Raw genomic sequence first — 21,822 nt, 5'->3', positions numbered from 1 at the left:
CGTTGGGGGTCCATCCGCGACGGCATCGTAAGCGATTGCTTTTGTTCATTTTTTGTGAGGATTTGTGACAAAGCGTTAATTTGTTCGACACGCCCTATTTACACAGCATTAACCAACGAGACTACTATCGGGTTGCTGGTCCGGTCGCACGACCTTCCGGCTTCTTCGACGCCCTTTTTGGCGTCCGTTGCACGACCTGAGAGAGAGAGAGCTCGTATGACTTCACGCACCACCGCCCTGGGGCAGGCGATCCGCTATGCCCTGGCTACCACTGCAACGCTGGCGGCACTGCCCGCGTTCGCCCAGAGCGAAAGCACTGCTTCGCCGACCAACCTGGACCGTATCGAGATCACCGGTTCGCGTATCCGTCAGGTCGACGTGGAAACCGCCCAGCCGGTGTTCGCGATCAGCCGCAACGATATCGAGCGCCAGGGCTTCAGCTCGGTTGCCGACATCCTGCAGAACGTCACCGCGATGGGCAGCCCGGCAATCAGCCGCGCCAACGCGCTGACCGCAGGCGAGAACGCGGGCGGCACCTACATCGACATGCGCAACCTGGGCACGCAGCGCACGCTGGTGCTGGTCAACGGCAAGCGCCTGGGCATCAGCACGTCCGGCTACCAGGACGTTTCCTCCCTGCCGGTGTCGGCAGTGGAGCGCATCGAGGTGCTGAAGGACGGCGCTTCTGCGATCTATGGTTCGGATGCCATGGCTGGCGTGGTCAACATCATCACCCGCTCCAACGTCACCGGCGTGACCGCCAACGTCTACCACGGCCAGTACAGCGAGGGCGACGGCGCGCGCGACCGCTTCGACGTGGTCGCCGGCTGGAACAACGACCGCATCTCGCTGACCCTGTCGGCCGAGCATGCAGAAGAGAAGGGCGTGTGGGCACGTGACCGCGGCTTCAGCCAGTACGGCATGACCGATCGCCACCCGAACGACAGCAGCAACTGGACCACCATCAGCCAGTACGGCCAGTTCACCGGCGTGCGCGGTCCCGGCTGCAATGCGACGCCTCCGGCAGGCTGTGGCTACTCGCTCAACCGTGGCACGGACCCGACCAATCCGGCCAATTACCACCTCACCAACTCCACGCCCTTCACCGGTGACGTGAGCAACGCCAACGACCAGATGCACGTGATGTACCCGGTCAAGCGCGACTCGATCTACTTCGACGGCCGGTTCAAGATCACCGACAACGTCAACTTCCGCACCGAGCTGGGCTACAACCAGCGCGAGTCCACCCGCCAGATCGCGGGCTATCCGCTGCAGTCGAGCACCGCCGGTGTCGGCTCCATGTCGATCGACAGCTACTTCAACCCGTTCGGCAACCAGCACGGCTTCGCCACCCCGACTGCGGTGGCCTGGAACCGCCGCACCTGGGAAGTGCCGCGCGTGACCACCAGCGAGCTGAAGACCTACCGCGCGGTCGCGTCGTTCGACGGCTCGTTCGACATCGGCGAGCGTTACTTCGACTGGGAAGTGGGCTACCAGTACAACCGCAACGAGCTGGAATCGGTGGCGACCGGCAACCTGCACAAGGGTCGCGTCGCGGCCGGCGTAGGTCCGTCCTTCTTCAACGCCGCCACCGGCAAGGTGCAGTGCGGCACGGCCGCTGCTCCGATCTCCTACGACGTCTGCAAGCCGTGGAACCCGCTGGTTCCGTACGGCACCACCGCTGCCGATGGCATCTATGGCAACGAAGAACTGCAGGCGTGGCTGTTCCCGGATGAGATCACCAAGGGCCGCACCACCTCCAAGAACTTCTTCGCCAGCATCGCGGGCAGCATCGTGACCCTGCCGGCCGGTGACCTCGGCTTCGCCTTCGGCGTGGAAAGCCGCAAGGAAGAAGGCAAGTACACCCCGGATGCCCTGGCCCAGACCGGCGCCACCACCAACCTCGCGGCTGGCCCGACCGGTGGCGACTACACCGTCAATGAAGCCTACCTGGAAGTGAACGTTCCGGTGCTGGCCGATCTGCCGGGCGCGAAGGAACTGAGCTTCAACGGTGCTACCCGTTTCTCGGACTACAACACCTTCGGCAACACCCTCAACAGCAAGTTCGGCTTCAAGTGGAAGCCGATCGACTCGCTGATGGTGCGTGGCACCTGGGCGGAGGGCTTCCGCGCCCCGACCATCAACGATCTGTTCGGTGGTGGCTCCGAGACCTTCGCGCAGTTCAGCGATCCGTGCGACACCCGCTTCGGTTCCTCGGCCTCCAGCGCCGAAGTCCGTGCGCGTTGCGCCCGCGACATCGCCAATGCCGATACCTTCCGCCAGCTGCGCCAGGGCGGCACTCCGGTGAACACCTCCACCGATGCCACGCCGGTGCCATTCACCTCCGGCTCCAATCCGCAGCTGACTCCGGAAACCTCGACCAGCAAGACGCTGGGCCTGGTCTGGAGCCCGAGCTTCATCCAGGGCTTCAACGCCTCGCTGGACTGGTGGAAGATCCGCATCGACAACACGATCATTGCCGATACGCCGACCCAGATCCTGCAGGACTGCTACGAAGCAGGCATCGATTCGCGCTGCACGCGCTTCCAGCGTGACCCGGTGACGGGCATCGTGACCAACCTGAAGTTCGGCAACCGCAATGCGGGCTTCATGGAAACCGAAGGTTACGACCTGGATGTGAGCTACCGTCTGGACACCCGGTTCGGCAAGTTCAACGTGAATTCGGCCACCACCTACGTGTCCAGTGCGACCTACCGCACCTCGAACGACAGCTCGATCGTTCCGATCGTCACCAACGGCATCGGCAGCGCCTTCCGCGTCCGCTCGAACCTGGCGCTGGGCTACGATCTGGGTGACTTCGGGGTGACCTGGACCGCGCGCTACTACTCGGGCGTGAAGGAGACCTGCTCCAACATCGGTCTGTATCCGGACGAGTGCTCCGATCCGGGCGTGTATGCACCGTGGTACAAGGGCTCGCGCAACTACAACGAGCGTGGTTCGGTGACCTTCCACGACGTGCAGTTCCGCTACAACCTGCCGTGGGATGCGACCGTCGCCGTCGGCGCCAACAACGTGTTCGAGAAGTCCGGCCCGATCATGTACAGCAAGCCGAACTCCGCGTTCTCGTACTACGGTGGCTACGACATCGGTCGTTTCATCTACATGAAGTACCAGCAGCGCTTCTGATCGATCGCACTGCGACGCTCCACGACCACGGCCCTTCGGGGCCGTGGTTTTTTCTGGCCCCGGCCCCGCAGCCGGCACTCCTGCGCGTCTGTCATGCCTGTGTCGCCAAGCCGTCATGTCGGCTACATCGCCAGGCCCGAGCATGCCGGGAAACCGGAGGCCCGCCATGCGCTATGCCATCGTCACCGAGACGTATCCGCCGGAAGTCAACGGCGTCGCACTGACCGTGCAGGGACTGGAACAGGGCCTGCGGACGGCCGGGCACGAGATCGACCTGATCCGGCCACGCCAGGCCAGTGAAGCGCTGGATTCCGCTCCCGGTACCCTGCTGGTGCCCGGCGCCGCCCTGCCCCGCTATCCCGGGTTGCGGTTCGGCCTGCCGGCCCCGATCCGGCTCGGTCGCCACTGGCAGCAGCAGCGCCCGGATGCGATCTATGTCGCTACCGAAGGCCCGCTGGGCTGGTCGGCGCTGCGTACCGCGCGGCGCCTCGGCATCCCGGTAGCCAGTGGCTTCCACACCCGCTTCGACGAGTATCTGCCCGACTACGGGGTCGCCTGGCTGCAGGCCGCCGCGATGCGCTGGATGCGCCGCTTCCACAACCAGGCCGACGCCACCCTCGTGCCCACCCGCGAGCTCCAACAGTTCCTTGCCGAACAGGGCTTCGAGCGCGTCCGGCTGCTGGCCCGCGCGGTCGACAGCCAGCAGTTCGACCCGGGCCGGCGTGACCCCACCCTGCGCGAGGAATGGGGCATCGACGGCAATGGCCTGGCAGCGATCTACGTTGGCCGCATCGCCGCCGAGAAGAACCTCGGACTGGCCGTGAAGGCGTTCCGCCGCCTGCAGCAGATACGGCCGAAGGCACGCTTCGTCTGGGTCGGCGACGGGCCCGCACGGGAGAAGCTGGCGCATGAGAACCCCGACTTCATCTTCTGCGGCATCCAGCGCGGCGAAGCGCTGGCCCGCCATTTCGCCAGCGGCGATCTGTTCCTGTTCCCCAGCCGCAGCGAGACCTTCGGCAACGTGACCCTGGAAAGCATGGCCAGCGGCCTGGCCACGGTGGCCTTCGATTACGGCGCGGCGCGTGAGTACCTGCGCAACGGCGAGAACGGTGCCGCCGTGGACAACGACGAGCAGTTCGTCGAAGCGGCCGTGCAGCTGGCCAGCGATGACACGCTGCGCCGCGAACTGGGCAGCCAGGCCGCACGGGCGATGAAGCGGCTGCATCCGCAGCAGGTGGTGGCCGAGTTCGATGCGCTGCTGGCCGAGCTGGCGAACACCCGGAGGACTGGCCATGCGCACCACGCCGCTTGAACTGCTGCGCGGCAGCGAAACACGCCTGTGCCGGCGGGCGAACCACTATTGCCGGCGCCGCCGCGTGCGCCGTCTGTTCTCGATCATCAGCCGGCTTGGCGACGGCGTGTTCTGGTACGTGCTGATGGGTGTACTGGTGGCGATCGATGGCTTCGACGGGCTGCGCGCATCGGTGCACATGGCCGCCACCGGCCTGGCCGCGCTGCTGCTGTACAAGGGCCTCAAGCGCTGGACCCGGCGCCCCCGCCCGTATGCCGCGGATCTGCGCATCCGGGCCTGGGTGGCCCCGCTGGACGAGTTCAGTTTCCCGTCCGGGCATACCCTGCACGCGGTGTCGTTCACCATCGTGGCGTTGGCCTATTACCCCTGGCTGGCGCCGCTGCTGGTGCCGTTCACCCTCGGCGTGGGCCTGTCGCGGGTCGTGCTGGGCCTGCATTACCCCAGCGATGTGCTGGCCGCCACCGGCATCGCCGCACTGCTGGCGTCGGCCAGCCTGGCCTGGCTGCCGCTGCCGGTGTGATGCGCTCGCCGGCCATGGCCCGGCGCTACCGGTATCCGCGATGACCTAGAATGCAGGCATGACCACGCTGTTCATTTCCGACCTGCACCTGGACCCGAGCCGTCCGGAAATCACCGACCTGTTCCTGCGTTTCCTGCGCGAACAGGCGCCCGGCGCGGACGCGCTGTACATCCTGGGCGATCTGTTCGAGGCCTGGATCGGCGACGACACGCCCTCACCCGCCGCCGATGCGGTGGCGGACGCGTTGAGGACGCTCGCCGACAGCGGCGTGCCGGTGTACTTCATCCGCGGCAACCGCGATTTCCTGCTTGGCGAAGACTACGCGCGCCGCGGCGGCCTGCGCATCCTGCCCGACCCCTGCGTGATCGAGCTGTACGGCCGTGCCGTGCTGCTGCAGCACGGCGATCTGCTGTGCACCGACGACATTCCCTACCAGCAGTTCCGCGCGCAGACGCGCGATCCGGCCTTCCAGGCGCAGTTCCTCTCGCAACCGCTGGCCGCACGCATTGCCTTCGCACAGAAGGCCCGTGAAGCGAGCCAGGCACGGCAGTCGGAAATGAAACAGGGCGATCGCGCGCAGTTCGAGACAGTGACCGACGTGGCCCCGGCCGAAGTGGAGGCCACCTTCATCCGTCACGGCGTGGACACCATGATCCACGGCCACACCCACCGCCCTGCAATCCATGCGCTGCAGGCCGGCGGACGCAGCTGCACCCGCATCGTTCTGGGTGACTGGTACGAGCAGGGCTCGGTACTGCGCGTGACCCCACAGGGCTGGACGCTGGATTCGCTGACCTGAGGCCCGTCCATCCACGGCAGCGCACGACCCCGGGTCGTGCGCCCCGAGTACCGGTTACCGGAAGCCGGCGATGGTGTGCTTGGTATTGACCAGCACGCGCTGGTTGTCGGCGGTGCTGGCATTGCCCATCGGGATGCCGTTGTAGCTGATGTTCGGATTGGACCAGTAATTCAGGCGCGGGCAGCTGCGGGTGCAGTTGTACGCCATGATGGTGCGCCAGCCGGTACCGCTGGATGGCTCATAGCGATAGCCATGGCCATAGGCGTACGGCGACGTGCTCGGATCGTTGGCGAGATCGTGCCGCGCGCACTGCAGGTGGCCGATCTCGTGGGCGAACGAGTAGTAGCCGGTCGCGCAATCCCAGTACACCGCCGCGAACGCGGTGGATGCGCTTGAGCCGATGCCCGAGGCCAGGCCGCAGTACGACGCGTTGTTGATCAGCAGCACGCCGACATCGGCCGTGTAGGTATTGCGGCTGCTGTGGATGCTGTCCATGTAGCCGTCGCTGGTGCCGCGGAAACGTGCCAGATCGGTATTGAAGTCGCCGGATTCGCTGTAACTGGTGGTCTCGTAGCGGGCCAGCTGCAGCGTCAGGCCGACATTGCTGTTGGTGTAGCCCTGGTTCGACTCGGCGACCGCCAGCTGCACCAGCGACTGCATGTTGCCGCCATAGGCGGCGACGGCGGCATTGGTGGCCACCACCAGTACCCGGATGGTCGCCGGCGTTCCCGAAGACGCCTGGGCAATGCCGATGCGGTCATCGGCCGGCAGCGGAATCTTCGGCAACTGGTTGTAGTCGGCCGGGTGATCGGCCGGCATCCGCGATTCATCCACTTCCACCAGGACGTGGCGGTTGCCGAGCGGACGCAACCGGTAGAGTTTGCCGTCCTTGCGGATCGAGCCGGTCAGCGTGTCGCCGGAGCGGACCAGGATCACCGAATTGCCAGGGTCATCCTGTCCATTGGAGGTGGCCGCCTGCAGCCTGCCCGACGCGGAGCGGAGCTGGCCGTACCAGACAGAGCCGCCGTCGGGCAGCGTTTCGACCTTGCTGCGTACCGCCTGCACCCGCTGGCCAAGCAGCTCGAACTCCAGCTGCGGCTGCGCGGTGGCAGCGGCATCGACCCGCACCTCCTGCACGGCGGCCGTGGACGGCGTCGCCAGCAACCGGCCCAGCGCAGGTTCACTGCTTGCCGATGCACGACTGAGTACCGTCACCGGCTCGAACAACGGTGCAGCACCGGCGGCCGCAACCACCGACATTCCCAGCAACAGGCCACCCGCCGTCTTGCCAATCGATCTGGACATCATTTCGTCGCTCCTTGAATGAAGTGAACAGCAGTGATGCAGCACGACCCGTTGTGTCGGGTCCGGCCATCTGGCCTGCGCAGGTCGTGTGAATTCAATAGGCGGTGGGAATGAGAATCTGGATCTGTGATCGACCGCATCTGCGTTCAGTCAGGTCAACAGCGTCGCTACACTTCGCCAACACACCGCTTTCGCGCTACCGTGACGTAGCCACGACGGGGAATGCACATGGCACCAGCGCAGGACACCCATGACGATGCCGCCGTGCTGCGGATTGGTCTGTTCTTCGATGGCACCCGCAACAACGCGCACAACCTGGCGCGCGGACACGTCCAGGTGCCGCAACCCCGCCCTGCCGTGCTGCGTGCCGACGATGATTCGACCTATCAGAGCCGGTTGACCAGCAGCTACGACAATGGCCTGACCAACGTTGCACGGCTGCACCGGTTGTATCCGGACAGCCGCCAGGAGACGCTGCCGTTCCCCTCGCTGGCCATCTACGTGGAAGGGGTGGGCACCCGCGATGATGCCGAAGACGATCTGCTGGGACTGGCCTTCGGCATCGGCGCCAGCGGTGTGCGTGCCAAGGTCGAGCGCGCGCTCAACGAGCTGTTGCCGGCAGCATTGACCAGCGTGTCCGCGCGCTGGCACAGGCCCGTGCAGGGCGTGCAGCTGGATCTGTTCGGATACTCGCGCGGGGCGGCGGCGGCGCGCGATGCCGCCAACCGCTTGCAGGCCTGGGATACGGCCCGCTGGCAGCAACTGCTGCAGGACGCGGGGCTGGTGTGCGCCGCCGGCTTCGCGCCGGCACGGCCGCTGCTGCGCTTCATCGGCCTGTTCGACACGGTCGTCGCCGTAAGCGGGGGAAGAGCCGATGAGCGACCACGCGTCGCCCTCGCCGCCGACATCGCCGGACGTGTCGTGCAGCTGGTCGCGCGCGACGAACATCGCCAGCACTACCCGCTCACGCGGGTGGCCGCAGCGCACGTGGAGATCGCACTGCCCGGCGTGCACGCCAACATCGGCGGTGGCTACAACCAGACAGAGGAAGGACCGAAGCTGCTCAGTCGCCCACGCCGGCAGCAGCTGCGCCGGCCAAGCGTGGCCGACTACCAGGTCCCCCCGCTGGCACAGCTTCAGGCCACGACGGTGTACGCCGAGGCGCAGGCGGATGCCGAACGCTGGCGGCAGCAGCTCGGGCTGGGCGAAAAGGAAGTGTGGGTCGATGTCTGGCACCAGTGGCAGCAGCAACGCCGCGCCGGCAGCCGCAGCGTGCTGCTGTCGCCGGTGTTGTACGTCACCGCGGCAGTGGTGCTGCGTCGGCGCATCGACTGGCGTTACCAGCTGGTGGCCCTGCAGGTGATGCAGCAGCAGGCCATCGCCGCCGGCGTACGCTGGCGCGCAGATGCCAACGCGGTTGCCGGCTGGGAACTGCCCGACGCACTGCTGCCGATCGCGCGCCGGCTGATGGCCGGCCAGGCCCTCACCCCGGCCCAGGAAGCACTGCTGCGCAGGCGCTACCTGATGCAGTCGGCACACTGGAATTTCGACGCACTGGGCGATACCGCGCTGACCTATGCGGCCGATGCCGGCGTGAGCGAGCTGCCGTATCGACCCGGTCCCGGCCTGTTCTACATCAACCGCCCCACCGTGGATGGCAAGCGGGTGGTGCTGCCGAACACATGAGACGCGCCCGCGCAGGGCGGGACTGGGCTCCCGCGTTGCCGGTCAGCCGGCCTGTTCGACCAGGTTGGCCAGTTCGTCGGCATCGAAGCCCGCCAGCAGGCGGGCTTCCAGGTTGAACGGACCATGCAGGTAACCGCCTGCGAACTCGACCAGCAGTGCCTTGAAGCGTGCGCGCGGTTCAACGCCGGCACGTTCGCAGTACCAGCGGTACCAGCGCGAACCTGCGGCGACGTGCGCCACTTCCTCGCGCAGGATGATCTCCAGCACATCCGCGGTCTCGCCATCGCCGACGTTGCGCAGCTTGTCGATCATGCCCGGTGTCACGTCCAGGCCGCGCGCTTCCAGTACGCGGGGCACCAGCGCCATGCGTGCCAGGCCGTCATGTGCGGTCTTCTCGCACATCTCCCACAGGCCGTTATGCGCAGGGAAGTCGGCGTAGTCGTGGCCATGTGCCAGCAGGCGCTCACGCAACAGCATGAAATGCCGCGACTCGTCATCGGCACAACTGACCCAGTCGGCATGGAAGGCTGCGGGCAGGCCGCGGAAGCGATACACGGCATCCCAGGCCAGATCGATCGCATTGAGTTCGATGTGGGCGATGGCATGGATGAACGCGGCGCGCCCTTCCACGCCACCGAGGCCACGCCGCGGCACCTCGCGCGGATGGACCAGTACCAGGCGGTCCGGCCTGCCCGGCATCCGGATCGGCTCCGGTGGCGGCGCATCCACCGCCACCTTCAGCCGCCCCGCACGGAATGCCGCGGCATGGGCCTGGGTCAAGGCCACCTTGCGCAGCGGATCGGCTTCTGCAAGGCACTGCTGCGCGGCACGCAGCAGGTCGCCACCGACGTCGGCCAGCTCGACCACGCCCTTGGCCTCAGGCGCGGCGCTTGTGCTTGGCGTCGTCCGAACGCAGCTGCTGGATGCGCTCGAAATAGCCCGGTTCGATACCGGTGGGATAGTGGCCGTTGAAGCAGGACGAGTCGAAGTTGCGCAGTGCGGGGTTGCCCTCGCTCACGGCCGCTTCCATGTCTTCCAGATCCTGGTAGATCAGCCAGTCGCAGCCCAGGTGGGCCTCGATTTCTTCAACGCTGCGGTTGTGCGCGACCAGTTCTTCGGCGGCCGGCATGTCGATGCCGTAGATGTTCGGGAAGCGCACCGGCGGGGCGGCACTGGCCAGGTAGACCTTGCGTGCGCCCGCATCACGGGCCATCTGCACGATCTGCTGGCTGGTGGTGCCACGCACGATCGAGTCGTCCACCAGCAGCACAACCCGGTTGCGGAACTCCAGGTGGATCGGGTTGAGCTTGCGCCGCACCGACTTCACCCGCTCACCCTGCCCCGGCATGATGAAGGTGCGGCCGATATAGCGGTTCTTGATGAAGCCTTCGCGGTACTTCACCCCGAGCACGTTGGAGATTTCCAGCGCGGCATCGCGCGAGGTGTCCGGAATCGGGATGATGGTGTCGATGTCGTGGTCCGGGCGCAGGCGCAGGATCTTCTCGCCCAGCTTGATGCCCATGCGCATGCGCGCCTTGTGCACCGAGACATTGTCGATCATCGAATCCGGGCGGGCGAAGTACACGTACTCGAAGATGCACGGCGTATGCTCGGCCGGTTCGGCGCAGATTTCCGAGAACAGCTCGCCACGCGCGGTGATGACCAGCGCTTCGCCCGGCTGCACGTCGCGTACGCGCTGGAAGCCGAGCACGTCCAGTGCGGCCGATTCGGAAGCGACGATGTACTCGTCGCCCTCGGCATGGCTGCGCTTGCCCAGCACCAGCGGACGGATGCCATGCGGATCGCGGAAGGCAACCAGTCCCAGGCCCAGCACCACGCTGACCACCGCGTAGCCGCCCTTGCAGCGACGATGCACCCCGGCCACCGCGCGGATGGCGGCTTCCGGACTGAGCTGGCGCTGCTGTTCCAGTTCGTAGGCGAACACGTTCAGCAGCACTTCGCTGTCCGAATCGGTGTTGACGTTGCGGCGGTCCTGCTCGAACACCTGCTGGCGCAGAGCCTCGGTGTTGATGAGGTTGCCGTTGTGCGCCAGGGCGATGCCATACGGCGAATTGACGTAGAACGGCTGGGCCTCGTCCATGCCTTCCGAACCGGCCGTGGGATACCGCACGTGGGCGATACCGACGCTGCCCTCCAGGGTGGACATGGTGCGTGCGTCGAACACGTCGCGGACCAGGCCGTTGGCCTTCTGCACCCGCAGGCGGCTGCCGTTGGCGGTGGCGATGCCTGCCGCGTCCTGGCCGCGATGCTGGAGGACGGTCAAGCCGTCATACAACTGCCCGGCGACGTTCTGGTTGCCGACGATTCCGACGATGCCACACATGGTGCGAGGTCTCCGCTGGGCTGTGCCCAGTTACAAGGAAGGTGGCCGTGCCTGGCCTGGGGTCCCGCCCGCGGCAGGCGCGGGCCGGGCCGGACGCGCGGGCGCCGGCTCGATGTTGCTGGGCAGTGTGGGGGCCGGCCGGGGCTCCCGCTCCACGTCCACGGGCCGCGGCCATCCGCCGCCCGCCACTACCTCGTTGAGAACGCCATTATCGCCTGTCGGCGCCGGCTTGCCCAATACCTGCGAGGAGGTGGGGGCATTCTCGAGCAGGGGCAAGGGCAGTGCCCCCGGCAGCAGGCCGTCCAGCGGCAGCGCCTGTGGCAGCATGCCGTCCAGCTGCGGCAGCTGGGCCTGCATCCAGGCCACCGCCGGCTGCAGCAACGGCCGCACCTGCGACTGCTGCCATGCCGGCTCAGCAGGCAACGCGGTGAAACCGGCCAGCAGCAACAGCACGCTGGCGAAGAACAGGCCGCGGACCAGGCCCAGGGCACCGCCCAGCAGGCGATCCACGCCGCCCAGCAGGGTCAGTTTGATCGCTGCCTTCAGCAACAGCCCGACCAGCCCGACCGCCACCACGGTGAGCACGAACACCCCCAGATAGCCGGCCAGATAGTGACCCGTGCCGGGTGGCTGGGGCGCCGCCCACCAGTGCGATGCCTCGTTGCCGAAGGTGAACGCCATCCAGCCGGCCAGCAGCCAGGACACCAGCGCGACCACGGTGCCGACGAAACCGCGGATGAAGCCGAACAGCACCGACGCACCGATCAGCACGCCCAGCACGATGTCGATCACGCTGCCCGCTCCTGCCGACGACAGCGGCGGACAGCGCGCGTGATCACGGGTGCGGTCGGACCATGCCGGCCACGCCGACCTTGGCCGCCACCTGGGCCTTCAGCTGCTCGGCATCGGCGCGGTTGGCCACCGGCCCGACGCGCACGCGATGCAGGGTGCCCTTTTCGGTGCGGACCTGCTCGACAAAGGCACTGAATCCGGCAGCGCGCACCTTGTCGCGCAGCGCGTTGGCGTCGTTGGCCTGGCCGAACGCCCCCAGCTGGACCGCGAAACCAACACCGCCCGCCGCCGGCGCGGCCGGGGTTTGCGGTTGCGGCTTTGGCTCGGGCTTGGCGACCGGCTTCGTCGCCTCCGGCGTCGCCGTTGCCTTCGGTGCTTCAGGCCTGGCGACCGGCGTGCTGGGCGGCAGGCTCTCGCTGCGCACCGGGTTGCCCGTGGCCGACGGCGTGGACGCCGCCGCCGGGGTGCTGGCCGACGGTGCCGCCGGCGCCGGAGCAGCGGCGGCCGGTGCAGCCGCAGCTGCGGGCGCATCCAGCGTGATCACCTCGGCATGGACGTCGGAGCGGATCTTCACCGCCTGCAGGCGGGCCGCCTCGGCCTGGGCGCGATCGGCATACGGTCCGACGCGCACGCGCCACGCCTGCCGGCCGTTGATGGTCGCCGCCTCGGCAAAGCCCGGCAGCTGCGAACGCTTCAGATAGGCGATCACCGCATCGGCGTCGGCCTTGCTGCCATAGGCGCCGAATGTCACCGCATAGTTGCCGGCAGCCACCGCCGGCGAGGTGTCCACGGTCGGCGGCGTGGCGGGCGCGGCTGCGTCCTGCAGCGGTGCGGCCTGGCCACTCTGCAGGCCGGTGGCACCCCCGGCCGGGGCGACCAGCGGCAGCTCACGGGTCTCGAACTGGCCGTCGGCGGGCGCATTGGGCGCTGCGATCGGCACACTGGCGACGCCACTGTCCGGCGCCGGCCCCTTCACCAGCATCGGCAGGAAGATCACGGCGAGTGCCACCAGCACGATGGCACCAATCAATCGCTGTTTCAGAGGCGTATCCACGTGAGGCAGGCAACTGTCCGGGGGTTGCGGTCGATTATACGGGTGCCGGACCGGACGGCGTCGGCGTTGGCTGAACGTGGATCAGGGCGCGGGCTGCAACCACTGCAGGGCCGCAGCGGCCGTGTGGAACGAACCGAATACCAGTACGCGGTCGCCTGACTGGGCCTGTGCCAGCACCTGCGTCAGTGCCTGCTCGACAGTGCCGACCAGCCGTGCGGTGACCGCAGCGGTGCCATGCAGACGTGCCTGCAGCTGCTGCGCACTCTGTCCGCGCGGACCTTCCAGGCCAGCCAGCGTCCACTCGTCCACCACCTCCTGCAGCGCCTGCACCACGCCTTCCGCATCCTTGTCCTGCAACGCGGCATAGACCGCCAGGGTCCGGCCCGGGACAGCTTCGGCCTTCAGCGCGCGTGCCAGCTGGCCGGCCGCCTGCGGGTTGTGACCCACATCGACCCGCACCTGCACGCCATCACGATCGAATGCCTGCAGGCGACCGTTGATGCGGGCCGCGGCGATGCCAGCCGCCCACGCCGCGCGTGGCAGCGGCCGGTCCAGCGCGCGCAGCGCGGCAATGGCCGCGCCGGCATTGGCCAGCTGGATCGGACCGGCCAGCGCCGGGGTCGGCAGTTCCATGCGCAGGCCGACATCGCGCCAGCGCCAGCGCTGGGCATCGATCGGCTCGTAGAAGTAGTCGCTGCCGCCGCGGATGGCGTTCGCGCCCAGCAGATAGGCCCGTGCCAGCACGCTCGACGGCGGGTCGGTCTCGCCCAGGATCACCGGTTTCCAGCCGCGGATGATGCCGGCCTTTTCCGCACCGATCGCTTCACGGTCCTCGCCCAGCCACTCGGCATGGTCGATGTCCACCGTGGTGATCACGGCCACGTCGGCGTCGACGATGTTGACCGCATCCAGGCGCCCTCCCAGCCCGACTTCCAGTACCGCCAGGTCCAGCGCTGCCCCCGCGAACAGCTGCAGGGCGGCCAGCGTGCCGTACTCGAAGTAGGTCAGGGTGATGTCGCCACGCGCAGCTTCGACGGCGTTGAATGCCGCCACCAGAGCGGCATCCTCCGCCTCCTGCCCATCGATGCGTACGCGTTCGTTGTAGCGCAGCAGGTGCGGCGACGTGTAGGCCCCCACCTTCCAGCCTGCAGCGCGGCCGATGGCCTCGATGAAGGCGACCGTGGAGCCCTTGCCGTTGGTCCCACCGACCACGATGGTGCGCTTGGCCGGCGCGCCCAGTCCCATCCTCGTGGCCACGGCGCGGACGCGCTCCAGGCCCATGTCGATCGTCGCCGGGTGCTGGCGTTCAATGTAATCCAGCCATTCGGCCAGGGTGGTCGGCAGGTTCGTCACGGCAGCGGTTCCAGCAGAAGCAGGGTGGTTCGATGTGGACAGGGATCAGAGGGCGCGGTGCTTGGCTTCGCCGAAGAACGGGGTGTGGTGGGCGCAGTCGTTGAGGCGCACGACCTCCAGGCTCTCCAGGTCCGGACCTTCAAGCAGGTTCAACGTGGTCGGTGCCTGGCGGAAGGTCCACAGCCGCGACAGCGGCAGGCCCAGCACCCTGCACAGGATCACCCGGTTGACGGCATCGTGTGCGACCACCAGCAGCGTGTCGTGCTCCCCGAGGCCCTCGCTGGCGCGTGCCAGGCCGCGCCAGCTGCGCTCGAGCACCAGACGCAGCGACTCGCCGCCCGGCATCAGCACGGTATCGGGTTCCTCACGCCACGCCTTCAACCGCGACGGGTCCTTCTCGTTGATCTCGCTGGCCAGCAGGCCTTCCCACTCGCCATGGGCGATTTCCTGCAGATCCGGTTCGGTCTGCAGCGTGCCGGCACGGTCGGCGCCGAGGGCCAGCTGGGCGGTGCGCTGGGCGCGCGACAGCGGCGAGGCCACCGCACGGGTGATGTCCACGGATGCCAGGCGGGCGCCCAGCGCCTGGGCCTGGGCTTCGCCGATGGGCGAAAGCGGGATGTCGATCTGGCCCTGGTAGCGGCCTTCGGCGTTCCACGGGGTTTCACCGTGGCGGGCAAGCAGGATGCGCATGCGTGCAAGGAGTCCTGGGGGGAGGAGATGGCCGCGATTCGTTCACATCCTGTGAAGTACGCGGAACAGGGATGATACCTGTTCGGCGCATCGCACCGGTCAGCCAAGCGTACAGTGCGACCAACGAGGTCGAAACGGACAGCCACGTTCACTTCTCAATTTGCAACCAATCTGATGGTATTGCTGGCAACCGATGTCCATGCTCTGGGCTTTTGCGGGCCCATCCATGTCCAATCGCTCCTACCTGTGCTGCAGCCCCTTGCCGGGCATCTATCCAAGTTTTGCCGACGACTACGATTTCGACGTGCAGACGCTGGCAAATGATGTCTACTGCATACCGCTGCTGTGGCCTGCGCTTTTCACGCCCGAGGATTTCCAGCAGGCTGATTTCGAACTCGATGGCGAAGTGGTGATCGGGCAGGCACCTTCGGCCCCCAAACAGAAAGTGCTCGAAACCCTTCGGCGCCGCCGCACAGGCGTCGTCCAGGCATTCAAGGGTATCGGTGATCTTGCTCCGTACGTGAACATGCTCGAGCGGGTGATTGAAGACGCGCCGTATGAGTTCATTTCAATCGAAATGGACGAAATTGCCGCCCTGAACGATCCCGAGAAAGAGTTCTATGAAGCATTCAAGCGCTTGTTGTCCGGATTGGATGCACCGGACGAAGACGTTTGCGAAAAGCTGATCGCGCTGGCTGCAATGGAACACAGCTGGCCTATCCCATCCGTCCGCCTGCATCTCGACAGCCTTGAAGGCTCGGAAGATGACTACTGGAATCACTGTCGGGTACTCGGAGCGGGCAGCGATGTGTCGGGAATGGGGCGCCCGGTTCCCTGGGAAACCGCTTAAGGCTGCTGACAAAAACCCCCGCGACAGACGTCGCGGGGGTTGAGGATTTGCAGTAGATCCACGCCATGCGTGGATACACCGCCCGGCAGTATCTGCAGGCGTTGCCGGCCAGCGGCCGGCACTACCGCAACCGGTTTATTTCGCCAGGTTCAATTCCTTCAGCAGCTGCGGCGCGGGGGCCACTTCCTGCATGATCCACTGCATGTAGCGGCTGTCCACCGCGATCATGCGGGTCATCACCGGGTCGAATACCCAGTTGGAGCTGACCGATTCCCAGTTGCCGTCGAAGGCCAGGCCGACCAGCTTGCCGTGCGCATCGAGCACCGGCGAACCGGAGTTGCCACCGGTGATGTCCAGGTTGGACAGGAAGTTCACCGGCACCGAGCCGATCCGCTTGTCCTCCAGGCCGCCATACCGCTTGGCCTTGACCGCATCCAGCAGTGCCTTCGGCGAGTCGAACGGATCGACGCCGGTTTCCTTCGCCGCAACGCCTTCCAGCGTGGTGAACGGGGTGTACTGGACACCGTCCTTGGCATAGCCCATGACATTGCCGAAGGTGATGCGCAGCGACAGGTTGGCATCGGGGTAGACGAACTCGCCCTTGCTCTTCTTGTAGTCCGCCACCGCCTGCAGGTACAGCGGACGGGCCGTCAGCGATTCACCTTCGCGGATCTTCCTCTGTTCTTCCTGCTTCAGCAGGGCCGGCATCACGGCCACGGCGTACTGGATGGCCGGATCGGTGCTGGCCTCGAAGGCGGCACGGTCGGCCTTGAACCACTTCAGGCGTGCATCGAGGCTGCCCAGCCCGGTGCCGGCCAGCTTCTTCACCAGGCCGTTGACGGCCCCGGCATCGCTGCCGCCCAGCCACTGGTTGAGAACCTCGTTGTTGCGCTGTGCCGCCGGCAGCGCGACGTACTGGTCCAGCCAGTACTGCTGCAGCTGCTGGTCCATGCCGGCGACGTAGCGACGGTCCATCTGGCGCAGATTGCCTTCCAGGGTCGGCAGGTCGCGCTCCTGATAACCGGCTTCACGCTCGGCGTCCGGCTTGGCGCGTTCGATCGACAGACGGTAAAGCGACAGCGCGGCGCCCACGGCCGAGGTGTTGTTGAACTGGCCGACGAACAGATCGCGCTCGCGGGTACTCTTGCTGGTATCCAGGTGCTTGAGCAGCTGGGCGTGTGCGGCCAGGGCCGGCTTGCCGGCTGCGCCCTGCTGCTTCAGCCAGGCCAGCACGGCGGCCTCTTCGGCCCGCTTCTGCCCGGCCGCGTCGATGCGCTTGAAGCCTTCCAGCTGGCCGACGTAGTTCTTGGCCACGTTGTTCATGCTGGCCGCCGTGTTGGCGTACTTGACCTTGACGTCGGCGTCGGCCTTGCCGGCCTTGTCGATCAGCGCCAGCACTTCGTTGTAATGGCGGGCGATGGTCGGGTAGGTGAACTCGGCGGTTTCATTGAATTCGCCGGCCAGCGCATAGCGGTTGGTGCGGCCCGGGTAGCCGGCCACCATCACGAAGTCGTCCGCGCCCAGCGGCTGGTCGGCGAACTTCAGGAAGTGCTTCGGCTGGTACGGCACATTGTCGGCCGAGAACGCGGCCGGCTTGCCATCCTTGCCCACGTAGGCGCGATAGAACGAGAAGTCGCCGGTGTGGCGCGGCCACATCCAGTTGTCGACGTCGCCGCCGAACTTGCCGACGCTGCCCGGGGGCGCATAGACCAGGCGCACGTCCTTGATTTCCATGTTGCGGAACAGGCGGTAGGTATTGCCGCCGGAGAAGCTGTACAGACGGCAGCGGAAACCGGCGTCGGCTTCACAGGCGGCGGTCTGGGCCTTGTCGAACGCTTCCAGCGCACGGGTGCGGGCCAGCGGGTCCTTGCCGGCGGCGGCGATGGCGGCCTTGGCCTGGTCGGTGACGTCGGTGATCCGGTCCAGCACGAACACGCGGGCGTTGGGACCGGCGCTGAGTTCGTCCTTCAGGGTCGGCGCGTTGAAACCCTCCTTGATCAGGTTCTTCTCGGCGGTGGAGTTGAGCTGGATCGCGCCGTAGGCACAGTGGTGGTTGGTGACCACCAGGCCCTGCGGGGAGACGAAGCTGGCGGTGCAGCCGCCCAGCGCCACCACCGCGCCCATCGGGTCGCCGGTCAGGTCGGACAGCTGTTCCGGCGACAGTTTCAGGCCGGCCTTCTGCAGCGGGCCGGCGATCTCCGGCAACTGCTGCGGTACCCACATGCCTTCGGCGGCATGGGCGACCTGGACCAGCCCAAGGCTGGCGACGACGGAGAATGCAAGCAGGTTCGAGCGCATGGAGCGGCCCCTGGTAGTGGAACCTTCGATTGTAGCCCGCCCCCCTGCCCTGTCCCGAACCCCGGAAGTCATGCCCCCGGGCCCGCCGGGCATGGCCCGGCGCTACCCGCACGATTTCCCGATGGCGCCGGGCCATGCCCCGCGAGCGCGAGCCGCCCGATTTCCCGGTAGTGCGGGGCCATGCCCGGCGAGCACGCCGGTCACGTTCGAAACGCCCGCCGGCGCACGCCTTTCGTTCCGCCAGCGCGCCCGCAGCGCAACATTGGAATTCCGTGCAGACCTCTATAATCCGCGCTTTCCCCCTGATGAGTTCCACCCCGATGGCGCAGCAAACGATGAAGGCCCTGGTCAAGCGCGAAGCGGCCAAGGGCATCTGGCTCGAAGAGGTCCCGGTGCCGACCCCGGGCCCGAACGAGGTCCTGATCAAGCTGGAAAAGACCGCCATCTGCGGTACCGACCTGCACATCTACCTGTGGGACGAGTGGAGCCAGCGCACCATCAAGCCGGGCCTGACCATCGGCCACGAATTCGTCGGTCGCATCGCCGCGCTTGGCTCGGCGGTGACCGGCTATGAGGTTGGCCAGCGCGTCTCGGCCGAAGGCCACATCGTCTGCGGCCACTGCCGCAACTGCCGTGGCGGCCGCCCGCACCTGTGCCCGAACACCGTCGGCATCGGCGTGAACGTCAATGGCGCCTTCGCCGAGTACATGGTGATGCCCGCCAGCAACCTGTGGCCGATCCCCGACCAGATTCCGTCCGAACTGGCGGCCTTCTTCGACCCGTACGGCAACGCCGCGCACTGCGCGCTGGAGTTCGACGTGATCGGCGAGGACGTGCTGATCACCGGCGCCGGCCCGATCGGCATCATCGCCGCGGGCATCTGCAAGCACATCGGTGCGCGCAACGTGGTGGTGACCGACGTCAACGACTTCCGCCTGAAGCTGGCCGCCGACATGGGCGCGACGCGCGTGGTCAATGTCACCAACACCTCGCTGAAGGACGTGATGAAGGAACTGCACATGGAGGGCTTCGACGTGGGCCTGGAAATGAGCGGCAATCCGCGCGCCTTCAACGACATGCTCGACTGCATGTACCACGGCGGCAAGATCGCCATGCTCGGCATCATGCCCAAGGGTGCCGGCTGCGACTGGGACAAGATCATCTTCAAGGGCCTGACCGTGCAGGGCATCTACGGCCGCAAGATGTACGAGACCTGGTACAAGATGACGCAGCTGGTGCTGTCCGGTTTCCCGCTCGGCAAGGTGATGACCCACCAGTTGCCGATCGACGACTTCCAGAAGGGCTTCGACCTGATGGAAGAAGGCAAGGCCGGCAAGGTGGTACTGAGCTGGAATTGATCACTCGCGCCTCCGGCGCGACTGCCTGATTCCCCCGCATCTCACTTTGTCCCCGCGCCGTTGGCCGGCCCACAGAGTGCCCGACGCCAGACACGAAAAAGGCACCTCCAGGGGTGCCTTTTTCGTTTGATGTCATGCGCCGCTTACTGGCCTACCGCCACCGTGAACACCACCCGGTTGTCGGCCAGCTTGCCGCTGTTGTCGCGGCCGTTGCCGTCGGTGCCGTAGTAGCCCAGGCCGAGGGTGAACAGACCCCAGGTACGGGCCACGCCAACGTTCCAGTCGGTGTAATCCTTGGCAATGCCCTTTTCGAAGGTGCTGCGGCCGACGCTGGCGCTCAGCGTGAAATCCTGCGGCAGGCCCCACTCGCCGCCCAGCGCGTAATACCAGCCATCGGTGCTGCTGTTCCACACGTCGTTGCTGTAGGCCACCGTCAGCTTGTAGGTGTCATCCAGCGTGGTGGTGGTGATCAGCTCGTTGTAGTTCAGCTCGCTGGCGCCGGGGTAGGTGTAGCGGTTCAGCAGCACATCGAAGTTCACGCGCTCGGTGGCGTCGACGCCGTAGCCGATCTGGTAATCCACTTCGACGCTCGGGTCGCCCGGGCCGAAGTCCACGCCCGATCCCCAGACACCGGCATACAGGCCAACCGGGCTGGTATAGGTGAAACCGGCCTGCAGAGTGGGATCCTCATCGGTCTGCGACACACCACGGAACAGGTAATCCGACACGGCGGTAACGTTCCAGCTGTACGGCGATTCGCTGTCCTGGGCGCTGGCGGCAAACGGGGCCAAGGTCAGGGCGGCGGCAAGGGCGAGGCAGGCATGAGCGTGCTTCATGGTCGTCTCCGGTGGGGGGCGGTGGCGTGCAGGGCAGTTGCGGGAACCGGAGCCAGAACGGGCCGGTTCACGATTTTTTAACCCGTTTGCTATTGCATTGCAACATGTGCCGGCCATGGCGGTGCCTGCCTGCCGCCGGTCGCCAGCCATCGATGCCCGGTAGAATCGTCGGTTTCCCGTGCTGAGCCGTGCCCACGCCATGACCGACGCCTCCTCCGCCCTGACCCGCCACTATGCCGAGGAACTGGACGCCATCCGCGCCCAGGGCCTGTTCAAGTCCGAGCGGATCATCACCAGTCCGCAATCGGCCGAGATCACGCTGGCCGATGGCCGCAAGGTGCTGAACTTCTGCGCCAACAACTACCTGGGCCTGGCCGATCATCCCGACCTGATCCAGGCCGCCAAGGATGCTCTGGATACCCACGGCTTCGGCATGGCCTCGGTGCGCTTCATCTGCGGCACCCAGGACCTGCACAAGCAGCTTGAGAAACAGATCGCCGATTTCTTCGGCAAGCAGGACACCATCCTGTATGCGGCCTGTTTCGATGCGAACGGCGGCCTGTTCGAGCCGCTGCTCGGCGAGAACGATGCGATCATCTCGGACGCACTGAACCACGCATCGATCATCGACGGGGTGCGCCTGTGCAAGGCCAAGCGCTTCCGCTACGCCAACTGCGACATGGCCGACCTGGAAGCGCAGCTGCAGGCCGCCGACGCCGCCGGCTGCAGGACCAAGCTGATCACCACCGACGGCGTGTTCTCGATGGACGGCTTCATTGCCCCGCTGGACGAGATCACCGCGCTCGCGAAGAAGTACAACGCGCTGGTGCACATCGACGAATGCCATGCCACGGGTTTCCTTGGCGCCACCGGTCGTGGCTCGGCCGAGGTGAAGGGTGTGCTGGAAAAGATCGACATCATCACCGGCACTCTGGGCAAGGCCATGGGGGGCGCACTGGGCGGCTTCACCTGCGCCAGCGCCGAAGTGATCGAACTGCTGCGCCAGCGCTCGCGCCCGTACCTGTTCTCCAACTCGCTGCCGCCGCATGTGGTCGCCGCCGGCATCAAGGCCTTCGAGATGCTGGCTGCCGCCGACGACCTGCGCGATCGGCTGGCCGAGAACACCGCGTACTTCCGCGGGAAGATGACCGCCGCCGGCTTCGACGTGAAGCCGGGCGTGCATCCGATCAGCCCGGTGATGCTGTACGACGCACCGTTGGCGCAGAAGTTCGCCGAGCGCCTGCTCGAGGAAGGCATCTATGCGATCGGCTTCTTCTTCCCGGTGGTGCCCAAGGGACAGGCACGTATCCGCACCCAGATCAGCGCCGCGCACAGCCGCGAGCAGCTGGACCGCGCGATCGACGCCTTCTCCCGCATCGGCGTCGAGCTGGGCGTGATCAAGGGTTGATGATGCCCGGGGTCGGATCCCTTTGCGCAGGAAAGGGCTCTGACCCCAGCACCCAAAAGCGTGCCGACCA

17 protein-coding genes are annotated in these 21,822 nt (G+C 66.6%); 8 read left to right on the top strand and 9 right to left on the bottom strand.

The features are described from left to right. Window positions 1–216 precede the first annotated feature (216 nt). The 4 genes from ACZK08_RS03935 (at window position 217) to lpxH (ending at window position 5,778) form a co-directional block, all read left to right on the top strand. Window positions 217–3,147, top strand: a complete 2,931-nt coding sequence (locus ACZK08_RS03935; RefSeq protein WP_065182470.1) for a TonB-dependent receptor domain-containing protein — start codon at window positions 217–219, stop codon at window positions 3,145–3,147. 166 nt (window positions 3,148–3,313) lie between these two features. Beyond that, window positions 3,314–4,459 (top strand): glycosyltransferase family 4 protein, encoded by a 1,146-nt coding sequence (locus ACZK08_RS03930; RefSeq protein ID WP_065182471.1) that lies wholly within the window; start codon window positions 3,314–3,316, stop codon window positions 4,457–4,459. Further along, a complete protein-coding gene (locus tag ACZK08_RS03925; protein WP_053519442.1) occupies window positions 4,440–4,979 on the top strand; it encodes a phosphatase PAP2 family protein in 540 nt (179 codons plus the stop codon). Before ACZK08_RS03930 ends, ACZK08_RS03925 begins: the two co-directional genes overlap by 20 nt. Before the next feature lie 58 nt (window positions 4,980–5,037). Continuing rightward, window positions 5,038–5,778: a UDP-2,3-diacylglucosamine diphosphatase gene (lpxH, locus tag ACZK08_RS03920; RefSeq protein ID WP_065182472.1), complete on the top strand. Its 741-nt coding sequence runs from the start codon at window positions 5,038–5,040 to the stop codon at window positions 5,776–5,778. A gap of 54 nt (window positions 5,779–5,832) precedes the next feature. Here lpxH and ACZK08_RS03915 read toward each other — a convergent pair whose 3' ends face one another. Then, entirely contained in the window at window positions 5,833–7,086 is a 1,254-nt protein-coding gene (locus ACZK08_RS03915; RefSeq protein WP_478452486.1) for a M12 family metallo-peptidase, read from the bottom strand. Window positions 7,087–7,311: 225 nt separating this feature from the next. Between ACZK08_RS03915 and ACZK08_RS03910 the strand changes: the two genes are divergently transcribed. Beyond that, window positions 7,312–8,769 carry a DUF2235 domain-containing protein gene (locus ACZK08_RS03910; RefSeq protein WP_065182474.1) on the top strand — a complete coding sequence of 486 codons (1,458 nt, stop codon included), beginning with the start codon at window positions 7,312–7,314 and terminating at the stop codon, window positions 8,767–8,769. A 42-nt stretch (window positions 8,770–8,811) separates the two neighbouring features. Here the strand turns inward: ACZK08_RS03910 and ACZK08_RS03905 are convergent, their stop codons facing one another. The 6 genes from ACZK08_RS03905 to ACZK08_RS03880 all read right to left on the bottom strand — a co-directional run bounded on the left by ACZK08_RS03905 (window position 8,812) and on the right by ACZK08_RS03880 (window position 15,002). Further along, complete coding sequence (locus ACZK08_RS03905; protein ID WP_065175939.1) at window positions 8,812–9,636, bottom strand: ferritin-like domain-containing protein; 825 nt, start codon at window positions 9,634–9,636, stop codon at window positions 8,812–8,814. A gap of 10 nt (window positions 9,637–9,646) precedes the next feature. Continuing rightward, window positions 9,647–11,113: an amidophosphoribosyltransferase gene (gene purF, locus ACZK08_RS03900; RefSeq protein ID WP_065175938.1), complete on the bottom strand. Its 1,467-nt coding sequence runs from the start codon at window positions 11,111–11,113 to the stop codon at window positions 9,647–9,649. Window positions 11,114–11,143: 30 nt separating this feature from the next. Next, on the bottom strand, window positions 11,144–11,905 hold the full coding sequence (locus ACZK08_RS03895; RefSeq protein ID WP_053519448.1) for a CvpA family protein: 762 nt from the start codon (window positions 11,903–11,905) through the stop codon (window positions 11,144–11,146). A 43-nt stretch (window positions 11,906–11,948) separates the two neighbouring features. Beyond that, window positions 11,949–12,959 (bottom strand): SPOR domain-containing protein, encoded by a 1,011-nt coding sequence (locus tag ACZK08_RS03890; protein ID WP_065175936.1) that lies wholly within the window; start codon window positions 12,957–12,959, stop codon window positions 11,949–11,951. 81 nt (window positions 12,960–13,040) lie between these two features. Beyond that, window positions 13,041–14,312, bottom strand: a complete 1,272-nt coding sequence (folC, locus tag ACZK08_RS03885; RefSeq protein WP_065182475.1) for a bifunctional tetrahydrofolate synthase/dihydrofolate synthase — start codon at window positions 14,310–14,312, stop codon at window positions 13,041–13,043. Window positions 14,313–14,357: 45 nt separating this feature from the next. Next, window positions 14,358–15,002: a histidine phosphatase family protein gene (locus tag ACZK08_RS03880; RefSeq protein ID WP_053519451.1), complete on the bottom strand. Its 645-nt coding sequence runs from the start codon at window positions 15,000–15,002 to the stop codon at window positions 14,358–14,360. A gap of 226 nt (window positions 15,003–15,228) precedes the next feature. Between ACZK08_RS03880 and ACZK08_RS03875 the strand changes: the two genes are divergently transcribed. Beyond that, window positions 15,229–15,852: a hypothetical protein gene (locus tag ACZK08_RS03875; RefSeq protein WP_065182476.1), complete on the top strand. Its 624-nt coding sequence runs from the start codon at window positions 15,229–15,231 to the stop codon at window positions 15,850–15,852. Window positions 15,853–15,987: 135 nt separating this feature from the next. On the opposite strand, the gene ACZK08_RS03870 is transcribed toward ACZK08_RS03875, so the two are convergent. Next, on the bottom strand, window positions 15,988–18,150 hold the full coding sequence (locus ACZK08_RS03870) for a S46 family peptidase (protein WP_065182477.1): 2,163 nt from the start codon (window positions 18,148–18,150) through the stop codon (window positions 15,988–15,990). Between the two features lie 335 nt (window positions 18,151–18,485). On the opposite strand from ACZK08_RS03870, the gene tdh reads away from it, so the two are divergent. Next, window positions 18,486–19,508: an L-threonine 3-dehydrogenase gene (tdh, locus tag ACZK08_RS03865; RefSeq protein ID WP_053520036.1), complete on the top strand. Its 1,023-nt coding sequence runs from the start codon at window positions 18,486–18,488 to the stop codon at window positions 19,506–19,508. Window positions 19,509–19,651: 143 nt separating this feature from the next. Here the strand turns inward: tdh and ACZK08_RS03860 are convergent, their stop codons facing one another. Then, window positions 19,652–20,344: a TorF family putative porin gene (locus tag ACZK08_RS03860; protein WP_065182478.1), complete on the bottom strand. Its 693-nt coding sequence runs from the start codon at window positions 20,342–20,344 to the stop codon at window positions 19,652–19,654. Window positions 20,345–20,543: 199 nt separating this feature from the next. On the opposite strand from ACZK08_RS03860, the gene kbl reads away from it, so the two are divergent. Next, a complete protein-coding gene (gene kbl / locus ACZK08_RS03855; protein WP_065175932.1) occupies window positions 20,544–21,752 on the top strand; it encodes a glycine C-acetyltransferase in 1,209 nt (402 codons plus the stop codon). Window positions 21,753–21,822 lie beyond the last annotated feature (70 nt).

This window comes from Stenotrophomonas sp. 112478_Sma, assembly GCF_056479905.1.
Note: the sequence above shows the minus strand (reverse complement) of the source record. Positions and strands in the feature narration are given on the sequence as shown.

Coding starts and splice junctions, on each gene's coding strand:
- ACZK08_RS03935 (WP_065182470.1), top strand. CDS start 217: ATGACTTCACGCACCACCGCCCTGGGGCAGGCGATCCGCTATGCCCTG.
- ACZK08_RS03925 (WP_053519442.1), top strand. CDS start 4,440: ATGCGCACCACGCCGCTTGAACTGCTGCGCGGCAGCGAAACACGCCTG.
- ACZK08_RS03910 (WP_065182474.1), top strand. CDS start 7,312: ATGGCACCAGCGCAGGACACCCATGACGATGCCGCCGTGCTGCGGATT.
- kbl (WP_065175932.1), top strand. CDS start 20,544: ATGACCGACGCCTCCTCCGCCCTGACCCGCCACTATGCCGAGGAACTG.
- lpxH (WP_065182472.1), top strand. CDS start 5,038: ATGACCACGCTGTTCATTTCCGACCTGCACCTGGACCCGAGCCGTCCG.
- ACZK08_RS03870 (WP_065182477.1), bottom strand. CDS start 18,150: ATGCGCTCGAACCTGCTTGCATTCTCCGTCGTCGCCAGCCTTGGGCTG.
- ACZK08_RS03875 (WP_065182476.1), top strand. CDS start 15,229: ATGTCCAATCGCTCCTACCTGTGCTGCAGCCCCTTGCCGGGCATCTAT.
- ACZK08_RS03930 (WP_065182471.1), top strand. CDS start 3,314: ATGCGCTATGCCATCGTCACCGAGACGTATCCGCCGGAAGTCAACGGC.
- ACZK08_RS03860 (WP_065182478.1), bottom strand. CDS start 20,344: ATGAAGCACGCTCATGCCTGCCTCGCCCTTGCCGCCGCCCTGACCTTG.
- ACZK08_RS03880 (WP_053519451.1), bottom strand. CDS start 15,002: ATGCGCATCCTGCTTGCCCGCCACGGTGAAACCCCGTGGAACGCCGAA.
- purF (WP_065175938.1), bottom strand. CDS start 11,113: ATGTGTGGCATCGTCGGAATCGTCGGCAACCAGAACGTCGCCGGGCAG.
- tdh (WP_053520036.1), top strand. CDS start 18,486: ATGAAGGCCCTGGTCAAGCGCGAAGCGGCCAAGGGCATCTGGCTCGAA.
- ACZK08_RS03915 (WP_478452486.1), bottom strand. CDS start 7,086: ATGATGTCCAGATCGATTGGCAAGACGGCGGGTGGCCTGTTGCTGGGA.